The organism is Bacillus siamensis, from assembly GCF_051628075.1.
GTDB lineage: Bacteria > Bacillota > Bacilli > Bacillales > Bacillaceae > Bacillus > Bacillus siamensis.
In genome coordinates this window covers 1,638,016-1,656,437 of the sequence record NZ_CP155579.1, presented here as the reverse complement: position 1 = coordinate 1,656,437, position 18,422 = coordinate 1,638,016, and the positions used below count along the sequence as shown (strand labels likewise).

The following is an 18,422-nucleotide window of genomic DNA, read 5'->3' as shown; positions in this document are numbered from 1 at the left end:
ACCACCTTATGTGAGTATTGAATTAACGTATCCCCGGGTGTCTTTGTCCACTTCTTGGATATCCGCAAGACTCGGATCCTGAATTACGCTGTGGCGGTTCAATGCTTTTTCAATCAGATCCTCAATCGTTAAGAACGAAATCCGTCCGTCAAGAAAAGCGGCAACTGCTTCTTCATTGGCCGCATTTAAAACCGTCGGCATCGTTCCCCCTATTTTACCTGATTCAAAAGCAAATTGTAAGCAGCGGAACCTTTCAAAGTCAGCTTTCGCAAAATGGAGGCTTCCGATCTCCCATAATTCAAGCCTTTTTGTTTCAGGCAGAGGCAGCCGGTCCGGATATGTCAGCGCGTATTGAATCGGCACCCTCATGTCCGGATTTCCGAGCTGGGCGATGACGCTTCTGTCGTGAAATTCAACCATCGAATGAATGATGCTCTCCTTATGTAAAACAACGTCAATCTGTTCATACGGAATGTCAAACAGCCAATGCGCTTCAATGACTTCAAGCCCTTTATTCATCATTGTAGCCGAGTCAATCGTAATCTTTGCGCCCATCGACCAGTTCGGGTGATTAAGGGCGTCGGCAATCGTTACAGACTCAAGCTCCTGCCGCGTTTTATCTCTGAAACTGCCGCCGGATGCTGTAATGATCAGACGCTCGATATTTTTGCTCTGTTCGCCTTGCAGCGCCTGAAAAATAGCGGAATGTTCGCTGTCGACCGGCAGAAGAGGAACGCCGTATTGTTTTGCGTGTCCTTTCACTATATGCCCGGCAGTGACGAGAGTTTCCTTATTTGCAAGCGCAATTGTTTTTTTCTGTTCAATCGCTTTCAAAGTCGGAATTAAACCGACGCTTCCGAGCAGCGCATTGACCACGATATCCACTTCATCCATGACTGCTGCTTCAATCAGGCCTTCTTCTCCGATGCCGATTTGACATTCATGAGAAAAAGACGCTTCTTTCACTTTTTGATATGTATCCATGTCGCCGACTGCTACATATTTCGGCTGAAACGTTCTGATCAACGGTATCGCTTTCTCGGCATTTTTACCGAAAGTCATCGAGACGAGACGGAATTGATCTTGATGCATGCGCAATACGTCTAACGTCTGCTCTCCTATTGATCCTGTTGCTCCTAAAAGACAAATATTCTTCAAAATGCCACTCCCATTCTATGCGTCCAGATCGGTCTTGTTTTCATATTAGCCTTTCTCATGAAAAAAGCGCAAGCAGAAAGTATAAGAACGGCATGACAAACAAAAAGCTGTCAAATCGATCTAAAATGCCGCCGTGCCCGGGTAGGATTTTTCCCGAATCCTTCACATTATAGTGCCGCTTAAGCGCTGATTCAACCAAATCCCCGATCTGTCCGAAAACAGACAGAACAAGTGTGATGACCAAAAGAATCGGGTATGAAATCGGAAGGTGCGCAAACAGCTGGAAAACAGCCGTAAAAATAAGAGCGATCGCAATACCGCCAAGAAACCCTTCCACCGTTTTGTTGGGACTGATTTCAGGCCACAGCTTCCGCTTCCCGAGCGACTTTCCGACGAAATATGCGCCCGAGTCTGTTGACCATATGACAACGCAGGCATAAAAGATATACAAAAGCCCGTTTGTTTCAATGTTTCTGATTTCAATAAAATAATGAAAACACAGTCCGATATATACCGTCGCGAGGACGATGAACCCGACTTCGTCAAACGTAAAGGTGTTTTTCACAAGCACCGTATAGCTGAGCAGTATCAGTACGGCGAAAATCGTCACTTCCATTTTCGCGTCAAAAAAATGATACTCATCCGGCATCATATACAGCCATAACAGCAAGAGGCTGATCAGCCCCGGAAAAGAAAAAAATCTGAGCTTTTTCATCCGCAAAAGCTCAAAAAGCGCTATACTTCCCATCACGTAAACAAATACGGTGAACGGCAATCCTCCGAAAATAACCAAAAATAAAAATAGTGCCGCTGCCAGAACACCCGTTAACAATCTTTGTTTCATTTCCACCATCCTCTAAATTCCGCCAAACCTCCGGCCCCGCTGCTGAAATTCTCCCACTGCCTGCAGAAAGTGATCTTCTTTAAAATCGGGCCACAGGACATCTGTAAAAACAAATTCACTGTAAGCCACCTGCCAAAGCATAAAATTGCTCAGTCTGATTTCTCCGCTCGTTCTGATAAGGAGCTCCGGGTCCTGAAGTGATTCTGTCATTAAATGCCCGGAAAAGAGCGTTTCATCAATGTCTTCGATATTCAGCGTGCCGCTTTTCACCTGTTCGGCCAATGCTTTTGCCGCATTGACGATTTCCGTGCGCCCGCCGTAGTTCAAAGCGAAATTGAGAATCAGCCCGTCATTTTGTTCTGTATCTTTTACGGCCTTCTCAATCGCCCTGTACGTATGAGAAGGGAGCGCAGATTCGTCTCCGATAATTTTCACCTGTACATTTTCCTCTATCAATTCAGGAAGGTACGTATTCAGAAACTCTTCCGGAAGCTTCATTAAAAAGTCGACTTCCATCTTCGGGCGCTTCCAGTTCTCCGTGGAAAACGCATAAAGCGTCAGAACTTTGACGCCGAGCTGATTTGCGAGCTTTGTCACCCTTTTTACCACTTTCATTCCTTCATGATGTCCGGCAATCCGCGGAAGTGAGCGTTTCTTAGCCCAGCGCCCGTTTCCGTCCATGATAATGGCGATGTGTGCGGGAATTTCACCCTTCAGTATGTCTTCTTTTGTATACCGTTCTAAGTTGGAAGCCGCATTCTGCTGATTCTTCCAATTTTTGAGTATGTTGAGCATGAGATTCCTCCGTCACCCAAAAAGGTTGCATTGCTGATGATCAATGTAATCAACAGTATTAACAAAAAAACCCCCTGTAAACATGAGAGGGTCTTTTCACATTATCTATTGTACATAGTTTTTCATTAAACTTCCATGATTTCTTTTTCTTTGTCCTTTGTGATGCTGTCAATTTTTGACACATATTCATCTGTCAGCTTTTGAACGTCTTCACTGGAAGCACGAAGCTCGTCTTCTGTGATGTCTCCGTTTTTCTCAAGCTTCTTGAGTTCATCATTGCTGTCACGGCGGACATTACGGACTGCTACTTTCGCTTCTTCCGCATATTTTTTCACGACTTTGACAAGTTCTTTACGTCTTTCTTCCGTCAGAGCCGGGATCGCGATGCGGATAATTGTGCCGTCACTTGTCGGAGTTACGCCAAGATCAGCTTTCAGGATCGCTTTTTCAATATCGCCGATTGCTGTTTTGTCATACGGTGTGACAACAAGCATACGCGCTTCAGGCACATTGATGGAAGACAGCTGGTTTAAAGGTGTTTGGGCACCATAGTATTCTACTGTCACTTTATCCAATAGAGACGGGTTGGCACGTCCCGCGCGGACTGACGCCAACTCCCGTGAATAAGCGGCAACCGCTTTTTCCATGCGTTCTTTTGTTTGTGTTAATACTTCGTTTGACAACGTTATTTCCCCCTTACGATCGTTCCGATTGATTCGCCGATTACGGCACGCTTAATATTTCCTTCTTCCATAATAGAAAAGACGATCAGCGGAATATCATTATCCATACATAGTGAAGAAGCCGTAGAATCCATGACTTCCAGCCCGTCTTTTAACACATCGAGATAAGATAATTTTTCGTATTTAACGGCTGACTCATCTTTTCTCGGATCAGCATTATACACACCATCGACATTATTTTTCGCCATTAAGATCACATCCGCTTCGATTTCAGCGGCACGCAGCGCTGCGGTTGTGTCCGTAGAGAAATAAGGGTTTCCTGTTCCCGCCGCAAAAATCACAACGCGTTTTTTCTCCAGGTGGCGGATGGCTTTTCTTCTGATGTAAGGTTCAGCGACCTGACGCATTTCAATTGATGTCTGCACTCTGGACTGGATTCCGAGAGTTTCAAGACTGTCCTGCAGGGCAAGTGAGTTCATGACAGTGGCAAGCATGCCCATATAATCGGCAGTCGCACGGTCCATTCCTAAGTCACTGCCTGTTTTTCCGCGCCATAAGTTGCCGCCGCCTACGACTACGGCCACTTCGACGTCAAGCTCAGCGATTTCTTTTACCTGTTTAGCGATGGATTGGATAACAGTCGGATTAATCCCGTTTCCCTGTTCTCCTGCCAACGCTTCTCCGCTAAGCTTTAAAACGATACGATTGTATTTTGGTTTTTCCATAATAACCTCCAAGTGTAAACATTGCCGTTTCCTATTATGCAAGAGAAAAAAAAGTTTGTAAATATAGTTTTAAAAATAGGGAACACAAGTAGTGTCCCCTATACTGCCTGAAAAGCCGCGAAAGATTCGCCGAGGCTTTCCGCCATTATTTTTTCACTTGGTTCATAACTTCTTCAGCAAAGTTTTCTTGGCGTTTTTCAATACCTTCTCCAACTTCGTAGCGGACGTAAGTTTTAACAGATGCGTTTTTCGCAGCGACAACTTGTTTCACTTTTTCGTCTGGGTTTTTAACGAAAGCTTGGTCTAATAAGCAAATTTCTTCGAAGAATTTGTTCAGACGGCCTTCAACCATTTTAGCTACGATGTTTTCCGGTTTGCCTTCTTGAAGAGCTTGCTGAGTCAGGATCTGACGCTCGTGGTTAGCTTCTTCTTCAGACACTTGGTCGCGTGAAATGTAACGAGGGTTTACCGCTGCAACATGCATGGCGATGTCTTTTGCAAGATCTTCGTCAGTTGTTCCGCTAAGAACAGATAATACGCCGATGCGGCCACCCATGTGAAGGTAAGCACCGAACGCTTCGCTGTCTTCTTTTGTAAGAACAGCAAAACGGCGAAGAGTGATTTTCTCTCCGATTTTAGCAACGTTGCTTGTGATGTATTCTTCAACAGTAGAACCGTTTTCCATCTTTTGTCCCATTGCTTCTTCAAGGTCAGCAGGAGCGTTTGCAAGAAGATGGTCAGCAAGCGTGTTCAGAAGCTCTTTGAAGCCTTCGTTTTTCGCAACGAAGTCAGTTTCAGAGTTTACTTCTAAGATAACGCCTTTGTTGCCGTCAGTTTTAATAAGAGTAGAACCTTCAGCAGCGATACGGTCAGCTTTTTTAGCTGCTTTCGCAATTCCTTTTTCTCTCAGAAGGTCGATTGCTTTGTCCATATCTCCGTCAGTTTCAGTCAACGCTTTTTTACAGTCCATCATACCAGCGCCTGTTTTTTGACGCAGTTCTTTTACCTGCTGTGCAGTAATAGCCATTTAAATTCCTCCTTATATGTGTAAACAAGATATGTATAGATACATTTTTCTTGAAAAAAGGTGATAAAAGGCAGTCCCTCTTATCACCTTTTGATTAGGTTACGCAGTTGTCGTTTCTGTTTCAGGTGCAGTCTCTTCAGCAGCTTCCGCTTCTTCTTCGCCTTGCTTCGCTTCTAAGATTGCATCTGCCATTTTAGAAGTAAGAAGTTTGACAGCGCGGATTGCGTCATCGTTTGCAGGGATTACGACATCAATTTCATCAGGATCACAGTTTGTATCTACGATTCCGATGATAGGAATGTTCAATTTGTGAGCTTCCGCAACAGCGATGCGCTCTTTGCGAGGATCGATGATGAATAATGCATCAGGAAGATCCTTCATGTCTTTAATTCCGCCGAGGAATTTTTCAAGACGCTCTAATTCTTTTTTCAATTGAACAACTTCTTTTTTCGGAAGTACTTCAAACGTACCGTTTTCTTGCATTTTTTCGATGTCTTTCAGACGCTTAATGCGTTTTTGGATTGTTTCGAAGTTTGTCAGTGTACCGCCCAACCAGCGTTGGTTGACATAGTACATGCCAGAGCGTACAGCTTCTTCTTTAACAGAATCCTGAGCTTGTTTTTTTGTGCCGACGAAAAGGATTTTTCCGCCTTCAGCAGCAAGGTTTTTCGTGAAGTTGTAAGCTTCCTCTACTTTTTTCACTGTTTTTTGAAGGTCAATGATGTAGATTCCGTTACGCTCCGTGAAAATGTAACGCTTCATTTTTGGGTTCCAGCGGCGTGTTTGGTGGCCGAAGTGAACACCAGCTTCAAGCAATTGTTTCATAGAAATAACTGACATGTGATTTCCTCCTAATAAAATGGTTTTTTTCCTCCGCTTAGGTCATTTTTGTGCAGAACTGCCGCCTGCAGCACCCTCTGCATAAATCGTTAAGCGTGTGTATTTAACACCAAGACATAATATAACACAGCTTTATGCGACAATCAAGAATCCTTTACAGCTTTGCCGCGAAATTTTAAAAACAGCTCGATTTCTGTCTTTCCGCTCTTCATCCGTTTGGCAATTTCCGCGGGAGTGAGCCCCTGTTCATATAATTCTGAAACGCGCTCTTCAAACGAATGCGCGCCGCTGTTTTCCTCACTTTCGGCCTGTTCCGTGGCACTGATGAGCTTTTCCATGTGATCCGGAATATCAGGCTCTTTTTGCGGTTTGACGGGCCGGGATTCCGCGTCTTCTGCGTCCGGCGCTTGATCAGCCCGGTTTTTGGCATCTTCGAGTCTTTCATTTTCTTCTTTTAACTCAAGCAGAAACGCAGCAAGGGTGTTTTCCGTCTCTTCAAGAATCTTCTTCTGCTGGCGCTCCGTCTCCTTGAGGGCTGAAAACCTCGTATACAGAATAATGACGGCATAAAGCAGTATGCCGTGAAGCACAAAGCTCAAAAGCCATAATAGTGTTGACATGTTTTTCACTCGCTAACCATGAGTTCATTATTGAATTACTTTTTCAAGCAGATGCTTTAATTTAAACAGCGCCTTTGAATGAATCTGCGAAATCCGGGAGGTCGAAAGGTTCAGGACTTGTCCGATTTCGGTCAGTGTCAGTTCTTCTTTATAAAATAAGCTGACGACAAGCTGTTCTTTTTCAGAGAGCTCGTGAATTTTGCCTGCAAGCTGGGCGATCAGCTCGTCCTTCATGATTTTTTCTTCCGGCGGCACATTTTTGTCATCTCTGATCATCACTTGAATATTCTCACCGTCATCCTGGTCGTGAAGCTTTTCATCAATTGATAAGAGATTGGCAAAAAACCCTTCATTCATCGTTGATACTACGTCTTGCTCCGTCATCCCCAGTTCTTCTGCGATCTCTGAAGGCGTCACATTCCGAAGGTAGCGCTGTTCAAGTTTTTCGATCGCCGCTTCGACTTTTTTTGTCTTCTCCCGTGAAGTTCTGGGCAGCCAGTCTTCTTTACGCAGCCCGTCGATGATTGCACCGCGAATTCTAAACGAGGCATAGGTATCAAATTTTAAATCCCGGCCGGGGTCAAATTTTTCTAGGGCATCATATAAACCAAGCATACCAAGGCTCATTAGATCGTCTTTATGCACCGACTTCGGCAGTCCGACGGAAATTCTGCCGACATGATATGTGACCAGCGGCATGTAACGGCGCATTAAATCATCACCGGCTTTAGGATCTTTCCACTCTTTCCAGCGCGACCAAAGCACCTGATCTTCATAATTCAAGGATTGCATTGTTATCCCCCTACCTCATACCTTAATTAAATCGTTGTTTCACCTTGTTTAACAGTTCGGATGTGCAGCATGCAGGACTTTGGCTCAAATTCAATCGTCCGGCCGCTTGAGCCGCCGGTATCTTCACTGATGACCGGAATGTTATACAATGAAAGCTGTTCTTTAATGGCCGCTACGTTCCTTGGGCCGATTTTCATCAGATCGTTTGTCATTTTAAACTTAAACATCTCCGCTCCCCCTGCGAGCTTTGCCTTCAGGGCAAACTTGCGGCATCCGGCTTTCAAAAGCATGTCAATCGTCGTCTTTACGGCGGTGTCCGCATATTTTGCGCGGTTCAGTTCCGCTGTTTTCGATAAACCGGAGTCCGGCAGCATCACGTGAACGAGTCCCGCCGTTTGTTTGTCTTTATCGTATAAAACCAGTCCCACGCATGAACCGAGTCCCGAAGTCCGGATTTTATCCGGATAACGCGCGATTTGAACATCCGCAATCCCCACTTTAATGACTGCGGCTTCCGCACGGCTCATAAAGCCGCACCCAATGAGACGAAGAGCTTTTCAAAAGAATCATAGTCCGGAAGCATAAACATATGGGCTTTGAGCTCCTGCCGGCTGCCTTGGTCAAAAATAGAAGTATCCACGACAATGGCATGTTCCCCGACTTGGCTGAGCTCCATCAGTCCTTCACTGATAACCGCCCCGAACATATCCAGTGAGATTTCCGGCACACTCGGATAAATCTCAAGCTTCGTCAAATCAGCCAATGCCGTTAAATAGGAACCTGCTAAAATATTGCCGAACTCATGTAAAGCAGAAGAACTCAAATGATCTTCACCCAACTGGTCAATATCAAAATCCGGATTTCCGATCAGCTCTCTGATAAACTGTTCCGCTTGATCAAAAGGCATGATGAGAAAGATAGACCCGGTCATGTCGCCTTCCATTCTTAAAAAGATACTGGCGACCGGCGTTTCGGCACCTCCGAAAAAATCAGCGAGCTCATCAAATGTCAACAAAGTCGCAAATGGCACTTCCATATCTATCTTTCTGTTCAGCAGCTGAGCCATGGCAGAGGCAGAGTGACCCGCCCCGATATTTCCGACTTCCCGCAAAATATCCATCTGCTCTTCTTTGATCGCTTCAAACTTACTCATGTTGTCTTATCCCCTTTAAGCATTCGGCTCTCCGGATGCAGATGCAGAAGCACCTTTATCCAGCACCGCATGCGCATCAATAATGTTGAGGAGCCTGTTATCTTGCTTGACGATCTGTTTAATCCACACATCCGCTTCCTTTGTCTGGCTTTCAGGCGCGGATTCAATTTCATTTTCATGCACGGTGATGACGTCATTAGCCTCATCCACAACCCACCCGACATCGGCGTCGCGGTAAGAAATAATGATAATCCGCGTCTCTTCTGTGATGTCCTGTTCAGGCTGGTTCAGACGTTTTCTTAAATCAAGAACCGGCGTAATCACCCCGCGCAGATTGATAACACCGCGGATATAAGGTTCCACACCCGGGACTCTCGTCGGTTTTTGCCACTTTTCAATTGATTTCACCTGGGAAACTGAGATAGCGTATTCTTTCCCGTTTATCATAAACACAATCATTTTTTCACCTGTTTTGATTTCAGCAGTCATAAGGGCACCTCCTCGTGTCGTTTTAGTAGATCAGCGCATTGCAATCAATAATCAGCGCCACTTCTCCGTTTCCGAGAATCGTAGCGCCGGAAATCGCAAAGACGTTCGTTAAATAGTCTCCGAGTGATTTCAGTACGACTTCCTGCTGGCCGATAAAAGAGTCCACGACAAAAGCGGTAGATTTATCGCCCTTTTTCACGACGATCACATGGAACTGATCCGCATCCTGTTTTGAATCCGTAATGCCGAATTCTTTTTTCAGGTAGACAATCGGAACAATCTGTCCTCTGAAATCAATCACTTCTCTGTCATGCGTCTGCAGGATATCTTTCTTTTCAATCACAGCCGTCTCTATAATAGAAGAAATCGGTATCGCAAACGTCTCTTCTTCAAGTTTAATGAGAAGGACGGATATAATTGAAAGTGTCAGCGGAAGCTGAATACTGAAAAGAGAACCCTGGCCTTCCGCAGATTTAACACTGACCGAGCCGCCGAGTGATTCAAGTTTGTTTTTCACAACGTCCAGGCCGACACCCCGGCCTGAAATATCAGAAATTTGATCGGCAGTCGAGAAGCCCGGAGCAAAAATAAGCTCGTAAATCTCATTATCTTCAAGCGTTTCGGCATCACGTTCGGTGATGACATTCCGTTCAAGCGCTTTTTCGAGAATTTTCTTTCTGTTCAGGCCGGCCCCGTCATCTTCAACCTCAATAAAGACATGGTTGCCGCTGTGATATGCTTTAAGCACGACATGGCCTGATTCCGGTTTTCCTTTATTCACCCGCACTTCAGGCGCTTCGATGCCATGATCGATGCTGTTTCTGATTAAATGGACAAGCGGATCGCCGATTTCATCAATCACCGTGCGGTCAAGCTCTGTTTCAGCGCCGATGATGGACAATTCAATTTTCTTATTTAGTTCCTTTTGAAGCTGGCGGATCATTCTCGGGAAACGGTTAAAGACGGTTTCTACCGGAACCATCCGCATATTCAGAATAATAGATTGAAGGTCTCCTGAGATTCTGGTCAGGCGTTCAACGGTTTCAGTCAATTCATTGTGATCAAGCTCTTTGGCGATCTGCTCAAGACGTCCGCGGTCAATGACAAGCTCTTCAAAAAGGTTCATTGAAGAATCCAGTCTTTCAATGTTGACACGAATCGTTTTCGAGCCGCTGTGATGCTTCGGCTGTTCTTCCGTTTTCGCTTGCGGGTTCGGCTGCTTGTCAGTCTTTTTAACCGGAACGTCCTTCACCGGTTCAGCTGCTTGCGGTTTTTCGGCCGTTTTTAACGGCGCGCCGACAGAAATTTCGACGTTCTCCACTTCTGAAATGCCGCTGATGAGGTCTTTAATTTCCTCAGCAGGCTGCTTTGTCAAGAAGCACACCTGAAAATCCGTTCCGAAATCTTCCGTCTCAAGCACTTCCGCGGCGGGTATCGTTTTTGCGACTTCCCCCGCTTCATTCAGCTTTTCAAATATCATGTACACGCGCACGGCTTTGAGCATGCAGTTTTCATTCAGGGAAACCGTTATTTCATAGCGGTTGAATCCTTGCTCTTCTGCCTCTTCGATGACCGTCCGTTCGAACTCATCATAATTCCATTCAGCTGAAGCCTGTTTCGTTGAAGCCGGCGGTTCTGCTGTTTCAGCTGAAGCGGCAGTCTCATGCACCGCGTTTACATCGAGTTTTGCGCTCACTTCAGAAATATCACGTTTGCCGTCTCCTCCGTCAATAATGGACTGCACCATCTCTTCAAGATGATCCAGCGCTTCAAACAGCACATCCAGCCAATCTGATGTGACCGGCATCTCTCCGTTGCGGATGGCGTCCAGCACATTTTCCATCAAGTGAGTTAAATGCGCCAGATCAGTATATCCCATCGTTGCGCTCATGCCTTTCAGCGTATGGGCAGCTCTGAAGATGTCATGCACAATCTGAAGGTCTGACGGATCTTTTTCCAACAGCAGCAGCTTTTCGTTACATGTCTGTAAGTGCTCTTTACTTTCATCAATAAAGACATCTAAATATTGATTCATATCCAATTGATTCACACCCTCTCTTTTTTCACACATCCGGTGATGGATGCCGCGATTTCTTCCACATGTTTAATTTCATGAATGAGGCCCGCTTTTATCGCTGACTTCGGCATCCCGAACACAACACAAGATTCGTCGGATTCCGCAATCGTTTTAACGCCGCCTGTTCTGAGCATTTCTTTTACGCCTTCGGTTCCGTCGCTGCCCATGCCGGTCATAATGACGGCTACCTTTTCATAATCGGACAATCGGCTTGCCGAACGAAACAAATAATCGGCCGACGGTTTATGCCGGCTTTCCGTATCATGAACGTCAAGAATGATGCGGAGCCTTCCGCCTTCCTCGGCAACCGTCATATTTTTTCCGCCGGGCGCGATGTACACCCATCCGTCTTTAGCCTCTTCACCGTTTTCCGCTTCCTTCACTTGAATATCTGACAAATGGTTGAGTCTGTCTGCAAGTGAAGCGGTAAAGCCTTCAGGCATGTGCTGAACGACAAATACAGGCGCCTGTAAATCCTTCGGCAGCTTCGGAATCACCTTTTGCAAAGCCCGCGGTCCGCCTGTAGAGGTTGCAATGAATACGGCCTGCTTAGCAGATTTTGCTTTCGGCCTCTCAAATCCCACAGCAGCCGGACGTTCCGGGGTGAGGGGCTCTTTCACCGCCGGCTCAGTTGCTTTTGCAAGGGACAGTCCCGCGGCAATCACCCTTTCAATCAGCTGTTCTTTAATTTTATAAAGATCAAGTGATATCGCTCCGGAAGGCTTGGTGATAAAATCAAAGGCACCCATTTCCAGACAGTTGATCGTTCGGTCTTTTCCTTGCTGCGTCTGACTTGATACCATGATTACGGGAAGTTTGTATATGCTGATGATTTTCCGCAATGTATCCGTTCCGTTCATGACCGGCATTTCAATATCAAGCGTGACAACATCCGGCTTGAGAAGCTCTATTTTTTTCAGCGCCTCTTCTCCGTTTCTGGCTGTCCCGATGACTTCTATCTGCACTTCCGCAGCCAGAAAATCGGTAATCATTTTTCTCATAAAAGCTGAGTCATCAACGACAAGCACACGAATCACTGTAAAGTCCTCCTCATTAAAAAAGAAGATAATCTCTCAATAAATGCCGGTTTCTCTTCTCTTGGTTTGTTTTCTTCCGTTTGAAACAAGACATCCGTCAAAAGACGGACGGACCTGCTGGCTTTTGCTTGAGGACTTTTTATTAAAAAAGGCACCTGGTCAATGACAGCTTGACTTACCAGCGGATCATCCGGGATGGAGCCGGCGAAACGCACCTCCGCGCCTAAAAACGTGTGAATCGCGTAAGAAAGACGGCTGTACGTGTCAAGCGCCTGTTTTTGGGTCCGGGCGCGATTGACGGCAATATTTACGGTCAGCCGCTCATCCGCAAGGGTGAGATGTTTGATCGCGCTGTAGGCATCCATAATTGCCGTCGGCTCAGGCGTTGTCACGGCGAGAATATCTTCTGCCGATAAAATAAACGGCAGCTGTTCTTTTGAAAGTCCCGCTCCCATATCAAACAGAACGTAATCAAAATCGCTTAATACAGCGGAAAGACCATTCATAAATGCTGACCACTTCTCTCTGTCAGCTTGATAAATCGCCTCAAGCCCTGTTCCTCCGGATATGTAGTGAAGGCCTTTCGGACCGGAGGACAGTGATTGAGCCAACGCGTATCGATTCTCCATCACATCAATAATAGTGCGTGCAGATGCCGCACCGATCAGCACATCAATGTTGCCCATCCCGATGTCAAGATCAATGATGAGTGCTTTTTTTCCTTTTTCCTGCAGGGCAACGGCCATGTTTAATGTTAAATTAGATTTTCCGACGCCGCCTTTGCCGCTAATGACGGCTAATGTCTTCGCTTTTTTTTCATAAAACTCCGGCTTGGCCATTTGCCGCTGTCTCATTTTTCTTCTTAATGACTCTGCCTGATCGGGTTTCATGTTAAAAGCATCCTGACAAATTGTTCTGGTGAAGCCGACAGGATGTCTTCAGGCACATCCTGTCCATTTGTCAAATAGGCAGCCCCGATTCTCGATTCAGAAAGCACTTGAAACACGGAGCCGAGTGAGGCGGTTTCATCCGTTTTCGTAAAAATGAATTGATTGACCGGCACACCGGAAAATTGTTTCAGCACCTGTTTCATATCTTCATATTTTGCAGATGAAGATAATACGAGAAAAGATTGTAAGCCTGCTTCAAACGGAATCATCTCTTGCAATTCCGTAATATACTGCTCTTCTTTAAAGTTTCTTCCGGCTGTATCAATGAAAACATGGTCATATTCAGCGAATTTTTCCTGCGCCTTCAGACAGTCTTCTTTTGAATAACATACTTCAAGAGGAGCCTGAAGCAGCTCCGCATATGTCTTCAGCTGTTCGACTGCGGCAATCCGGTAAGTATCCGTCGTCATAAATGCAATTTTTTTGTGCTCTGTCAGCGTTGATGCGGCTGCAAGTTTTGCAAGTGTGGTCGTTTTGCCGGCCCCGGTTGAACCGAAAAGCACGACGTATTTTGATTGAATCCCTTCCTGCCACCTGTCTGCTGAGGGGAGTTTTTTCACTAACAAATCCTGCAGTTTCGGGCTGACATTGTCTTCAGTTAAATCACCGGTGGCAATCGAAGAACGCAGCAATTCACTCAAAACGGCGTTTTGCGTGTAATCAGGAAGACCTGCTTGCTTCAGTAGTCTCTCGGCTTTTTTTATTGGTTCGGGGAGCACTTCTTTATAACGCGCCAGATCACCGGATGCAGCATGATCCTGAAGACGCGGCGGCTGAACAGGCTCGGCTTTTTTCGCCGTTTCCGTCTTTTTCATGTCTTCACCGGCAGCCGGCGGCGTTTTTCTCGTTTCTCTGACGTCACGATCTAAAACAGCGACCACTTCAACAGCCGGCTGTGACCGCAGCCCAAGCCATTTTCGCTTCTTTACTTGTTTGGAATGTAAAATGACGGCATCGTTGCCGAGTTCCTTTTTAATTTGCTTCGCGGCATCCTGCATTGAAGCGGCTGTAAATTTTTTTATTTTCATTAAATATCCACCACTCCAATGCTCTGTACTTCAACGTTTGCTTCCAGCTCATTATAAGAAAGAACCGGAAGATCAGGGAAATAGCGTTCTAACAGCTGTTTTACATACATTCTGACAGCAGGCGAACAGAGAAGAATCGCCGTCTCCTGCCGGATAGAAAGCTGCTCGGCCTCTTTAGCGACAGAACGGATGATACTATCTGAAACCTCAGGATCAAGCGACAAGTAATTGCCCTGTTCAGTCTGCTGCACGCCGTCTGCAATTGCTTTTTCGACCCGGCCTGAGCATGTGATGACCTTCAGCGTTTCATGGTCTCTCGCATATTGGGCCGTGATTTGTTTGGCGAGCGACTGTCTCGCGTATTCCGTCAAAAGATCTGAATCGGTCGTTAATCTTCCGTAATCGGCAAGTGTTTCAAAAATGGTCACCAAGTTTCTGATTGAAACTTTTTCTCTCAGCAATTTAGCAAGCACCTTTTGAATATCGCCGACAGAAAGAGGATTTGGCGTGACTTCCTCAACAAGCACGGGATAATTTTCCTTCAGATGATCGATCAGCTGCTTTGTTTCCTGTCTGCCGACCAGTTCATGGGCATGCTGCTTAATTTTTTCCGTAATATGCGTAGATACGACTGACGCCGGATCAACAACTGTATACCCCAGCATGTCCGCTTCATCTTTCGCAGCTTCGCTGATCCATTTTGCGGGAAGCCCGAATGACGGTTCAATCGTTTCAATTCCTTCAATCATGTCATCTTCAGGCGTCGGTGACATCGCTAAGTAATGATCAAGCAGGAGCTCTCCTTTAGCGACTTCATTGCCTTTAATTTTCAATCTGTATTCATTCGGCTGAAGCGCGATATTATCTCTGATGCGCACAACCGGAATGACAAGCCCTAATTCAAGCGCCAGCTGTCGTCTGATCATGACAATGCGGTCAAGAAGATCACCGCCCTGACCAGCGTCTGCGAGCGGTACCAGGCCGTATCCGAACTCAAATTCAATCGGATCAATATGTAAAAGCTGCACAACGCTTTCCGGGCTTTTCAGTTCATCCGCCTGAGCCTCTTCTTCAAGAATTTCTTCCTCTTCTTCGCTCGGCTTATCCGTTTTGGACAGCTTATAAGCGCCGAATGCAAGCAGACCGGCAATCGGCCCCGTCAGCAGAATGCCGATCGGCGTGAGAAGACCAAGCAAAAGAACAGTTCCCGCGGCTACATATAAGAGCTTCGGATAAGCGAACAGCTGGCCTGTAATATCATGACCGAGGTTCCCTTCAGATGCCGCTCTCGTCACGACAATCCCCGTAGCCGTTGAAATAAGCAAGGCCGGCATTTGAGAAACGATACCGTCACCGACCGTCAGCATTGTAAAGTGAGAAGCAGCTTCTTGTATGCTCATCCCCTGCTGCAGCATGCCGATTACGATCCCGAAAATAATATTGATCATCACGATGATGATACCCGCGATCGCATCCCCTTTGACAAATTTGCTCGCACCGTCCATCGCGCCGTAAAAATCCGCTTCCCGGGCGACTTTTTCACGTCTGTGTTTCGCGTCCTGCTCCGTAATCATGCCGGCGTTTAAATCGGCGTCAATACTCATTTGTTTTCCGGGCATCGCATCGAGCGTAAATCTCGCCGCCACTTCCGATACCCGCTCGGCGCCTTTTGTAATGACGATAAACTGAATAATAATCAAGATTATGAAGACAACAAGCCCTACCAGCACATTTCCGCCGACAACGAAATTCCCGAATGTCTCAACAACCTTTCCCCCTTCTCCGTGAGAAAGGATCGAACGAGTCGTCGACACATTGAGCGCAAGCCGAAACAGTGTCAATAACAGCAGCAATGACGGGAATATCGAAAATTGCAGCGGTTCTTGCATATTCATTGTGGTGAGAAGCACGATCAACGCAAGAGAGATATTAATGATGATCAATATACTTAACAACCATGGAGGGAATGGAATCACCAGCATTGCCACAATGAGGACAACACTTATTAAAACCGATAAATCTCTTGTTGACATGCTGTTTTTCTCTCCTTTTGAATCTGAAATTCACTATACTTTTTGTTTTGTTTTATAGACATAAGCCAAAATTTCCGCAATGACTTTGAAAAACTCTTCCGGTACGGCCTGGTCGATGTCAACCTGATCATATAACGCACGCGCGAGCGGCCTGTTTTCAATCGTCATGACCTCATGTTCTTTGGCGATCTGCCTGATTTTTAATGCGAGATGATCGACCCCTTTGGCAACAATGTAAGGGGCATCCATTTTCTTTTCATCATATTTTAGAGCGATCGCATAGTGGGTCGGGTTGGTAATGATGACGTCAGCTTTCGGCACTTCCTGCATCATTCGCCTCATCGCCATTTCCCGCTGCTTCTGCTTAATTTTGGACTTGATAATCGGGTCGCCCTCCGATTTTTTGTATTCATCTTTTATATCCTGCTTTGACATTCTGATGTTTTTCTCATAGTCAAAACGCTGATATAAGTAATCGAGCCCGGCCAGCAGCATTAAAGCCCCTGAACCCGCAAGCCCCATCCAAAGAGTGAGCTTAGATACGAATGTGAGCACTTCCGCAGGCGTTAAAAGCGGAAGGCGGAGAATATCGCCATAATGCAGCCAGAGCACCATAAAGGCGGCAAAACCGACTACGGCAATCTTCAAAATCGATTTAACCAGTTCAACAATCGCCCTCATGCTGTATATCCGCTTAAATCCTTTCAGCGGGCTGAGCTTGTTCAGGTCAGGTTTGAGAACTTCCGCAGAAAACAGAAAACCCACCTGCATGTAGTTGCTCACGACACCCGCCACAAGCGCGACCAGCATAATCGGCGCAAGGATGAGGCTGATATCTTTCACTGTATCCACAAAAAGCTCATGTACGTTAGACGCTGACAGATCTAATGCTATCGATTTCGTATAAAACGTTTTAATAAAGGACAGCAGCCTGTCCCGCATGTAAGGGCCGAGCGCGATCAGCGAAAGAAAGATAATCAGTAAAGAAACGGCTGTATTCACATCCGTACTTTTCGGGACCTGACCTTTCTTTCTTGTATCTTTTCGTTTTTTCGGGGTGGCTTTCTCCGTTTTTTCACCGGCAAAGAATTGCAGATTCAGTCTGAGTCTCATCACGTCACACCGACCAATGCCAATAAATTTCGCATTGTTTCAACGGTAAGGCTGAAGATATTGCGGACGAGGACAAACATCACCGCCATACAAACGATCAGCATAATAAAACTCACGGCTATTTTAAGAGGAAGCCCGACAACGAAAACGTTCAGCTGCGGCACCGTTCTCGCCACAATGCCAAGCGCCAAATCAACTAAAAACAGACTGGCTACAACCGGCGCAGACATTTGAAAAGCGATAATAAACATGGCATTGAAGCTTTTTGCGATAAAAAGTCCAAAGTGCTCATTTCCAAACGACGGAAATGCCTGATCAAGCGGAATATACTGAAAGCTGTAATAAATCCCGTCCAATAATAGATAATGGGCGTTTACGCTGAGCATAAATAACAGCGCCAGCGTATAAACGAATTGGCCGATCAGCGGGCTTTGCGTTCCTGATTGCGGATCAATGACATTCGCGATGGAAAAACCCATCTGAAAATCAATAAAGGAACCCGCGATCTGAATGGCTGCCAGCATCATGAAAGCAATCAGCCCGAGGCTCAAGCCCACAACGGCCTCTTTTATAACAAGCAGCATATACTGTTCCCCTATGTCAACTGACGGCGCATGTTTCAGCGTACTGAAGCAGATCACCGAAAGAAAGAAAGCAAAACCGATTCGGTGAACCGCCGGCAGATTCCGGTGCCCGAAGATCGGCACCGTTACAAAAAAAGCAGAAATTCTAATAAAAACCAATAAAAAAGCGGGAAATAAATCAATGATGGAATTCATTTGATTCTACCCTGCAAATCGGTTCAGATGAGAGAACAGATCAGTTGTAAACGAAAGAATCGTCGACAGCATCCAAGGACCGAAAAAGATCAGTCCGAGCATTACCGCCACGATTTTCGGAATGAACGCAAGCGTCTGTTCCTGGATTTGAGTTGTCGCTTGAAAGATACTGACGAGCAAACCGACGATCAGCGCGATCGCTAGCAGCGGCCCGCAGATCATCAATGTTACGTATACGGCTTTTTCCGCCATGGAAATTACAAATTCTGAACTCACAAT

At 45.9% G+C, this 18,422-nt stretch carries 20 protein-coding genes; all 20 read right to left on the bottom strand.

Features of this window, described 5'->3' with window-relative positions; all coding sequences use genetic code 11:
• Positions 1-6 precede the first annotated feature (6 nt).
• Entirely contained in the window at positions 7-1,158 is a 1,152-nt protein-coding gene (gene dxr / locus ABDB98_RS08500) for a 1-deoxy-D-xylulose-5-phosphate reductoisomerase (RefSeq protein WP_438421938.1), read from the bottom strand.
• 55 nt (positions 1,159-1,213) lie between these two features.
• Complete coding sequence (locus tag ABDB98_RS08495) at positions 1,214-2,011, bottom strand: phosphatidate cytidylyltransferase (protein ID WP_438421936.1); 798 nt, start codon at positions 2,009-2,011, stop codon at positions 1,214-1,216.
• A 3-nt stretch (positions 2,012-2,014) separates the two neighbouring features.
• Entirely contained in the window at positions 2,015-2,797 is a 783-nt protein-coding gene (locus tag ABDB98_RS08490) for an isoprenyl transferase (RefSeq protein WP_060962778.1), read from the bottom strand.
• Between the two features lie 125 nt (positions 2,798-2,922).
• A complete protein-coding gene (frr, locus tag ABDB98_RS08485) occupies positions 2,923-3,480 on the bottom strand; it encodes a ribosome recycling factor (RefSeq protein WP_438421935.1) in 558 nt (185 codons plus the stop codon).
• Between the two features lie 2 nt (positions 3,481-3,482).
• A complete protein-coding gene (pyrH, locus tag ABDB98_RS08480; RefSeq protein ID WP_003154213.1) occupies positions 3,483-4,205 on the bottom strand; it encodes a UMP kinase in 723 nt (240 codons plus the stop codon).
• Positions 4,206-4,350: 145 nt separating this feature from the next.
• Complete coding sequence (tsf, locus tag ABDB98_RS08475) at positions 4,351-5,232, bottom strand: translation elongation factor Ts (RefSeq protein WP_003154214.1); 882 nt, start codon at positions 5,230-5,232, stop codon at positions 4,351-4,353.
• Between the two features lie 99 nt (positions 5,233-5,331).
• A complete protein-coding gene (gene rpsB, locus ABDB98_RS08470; RefSeq protein WP_007611453.1) occupies positions 5,332-6,072 on the bottom strand; it encodes a 30S ribosomal protein S2 in 741 nt (246 codons plus the stop codon).
• Positions 6,073-6,215: 143 nt separating this feature from the next.
• The gene (locus ABDB98_RS08465) at positions 6,216-6,692 is read right to left on the bottom strand and encodes a DUF6115 domain-containing protein (RefSeq protein WP_047474983.1); all 477 of its coding nucleotides are present in this window, start codon (positions 6,690-6,692) and stop codon (positions 6,216-6,218) included.
• Between the two features lie 27 nt (positions 6,693-6,719).
• Entirely contained in the window at positions 6,720-7,484 is a 765-nt protein-coding gene (gene sigD, locus ABDB98_RS08460; RefSeq protein ID WP_003154217.1) for an RNA polymerase sigma-28 factor SigD, read from the bottom strand.
• A gap of 26 nt (positions 7,485-7,510) precedes the next feature.
• Positions 7,511-8,011 (bottom strand): chemoreceptor glutamine deamidase CheD, encoded by a 501-nt coding sequence (cheD, locus tag ABDB98_RS08455; RefSeq protein WP_060962780.1) that lies wholly within the window; start codon positions 8,009-8,011, stop codon positions 7,511-7,513.
• On the bottom strand, positions 8,008-8,637 hold the full coding sequence (gene cheC, locus ABDB98_RS08450; RefSeq protein ID WP_014417781.1) for a CheY-P phosphatase CheC: 630 nt from the start codon (positions 8,635-8,637) through the stop codon (positions 8,008-8,010). Before cheC ends, cheD begins: the two co-directional genes overlap by 4 nt.
• A gap of 15 nt (positions 8,638-8,652) precedes the next feature.
• The gene (gene cheW / locus ABDB98_RS08445; protein ID WP_016936103.1) at positions 8,653-9,126 is read right to left on the bottom strand and encodes a chemotaxis protein CheW; all 474 of its coding nucleotides are present in this window, start codon (positions 9,124-9,126) and stop codon (positions 8,653-8,655) included.
• A 22-nt stretch (positions 9,127-9,148) separates the two neighbouring features.
• Complete coding sequence (gene cheA, locus ABDB98_RS08440; protein WP_438421932.1) at positions 9,149-11,167, bottom strand: chemotaxis protein CheA; 2,019 nt, start codon at positions 11,165-11,167, stop codon at positions 9,149-9,151.
• Positions 11,168-11,172: 5 nt separating this feature from the next.
• Complete coding sequence (locus tag ABDB98_RS08435; RefSeq protein ID WP_438421931.1) at positions 11,173-12,240, bottom strand: protein-glutamate methylesterase/protein-glutamine glutaminase; 1,068 nt, start codon at positions 12,238-12,240, stop codon at positions 11,173-11,175.
• Positions 12,237-13,130, bottom strand: a complete 894-nt coding sequence (locus ABDB98_RS08430) for a MinD/ParA family protein (RefSeq protein ID WP_438421929.1) — start codon at positions 13,128-13,130, stop codon at positions 12,237-12,239. The genes ABDB98_RS08435 and ABDB98_RS08430 overlap by 4 nt, the downstream gene beginning before the upstream one ends.
• Positions 13,127-14,218 (bottom strand): flagellar biosynthesis protein FlhF, encoded by a 1,092-nt coding sequence (gene flhF, locus ABDB98_RS08425; RefSeq protein ID WP_438421928.1) that lies wholly within the window; start codon positions 14,216-14,218, stop codon positions 13,127-13,129. The genes ABDB98_RS08430 and flhF overlap by 4 nt, the downstream gene beginning before the upstream one ends.
• Positions 14,218-16,251, bottom strand: coding sequence for a flagellar biosynthesis protein FlhA (gene flhA, locus ABDB98_RS08420; protein ID WP_438421926.1), 2,034 nt, complete (start codon positions 16,249-16,251; stop codon positions 14,218-14,220). Before flhA ends, flhF begins: the two co-directional genes overlap by 1 nt.
• A 33-nt stretch (positions 16,252-16,284) precedes the next feature.
• A complete protein-coding gene (gene flhB / locus ABDB98_RS08415; protein WP_060962786.1) occupies positions 16,285-17,364 on the bottom strand; it encodes a flagellar biosynthesis protein FlhB in 1,080 nt (359 codons plus the stop codon).
• On the bottom strand, positions 17,364-18,143 hold the full coding sequence (gene fliR / locus ABDB98_RS08410; protein WP_016936110.1) for a flagellar biosynthetic protein FliR: 780 nt from the start codon (positions 18,141-18,143) through the stop codon (positions 17,364-17,366). Before fliR ends, flhB begins: the two co-directional genes overlap by 1 nt.
• Before the next feature lie 6 nt (positions 18,144-18,149).
• A complete protein-coding gene (gene fliQ / locus ABDB98_RS08405) occupies positions 18,150-18,419 on the bottom strand; it encodes a flagellar biosynthesis protein FliQ (protein WP_013352270.1) in 270 nt (89 codons plus the stop codon).
• Positions 18,420-18,422: the final 3 nt, after the last annotated feature.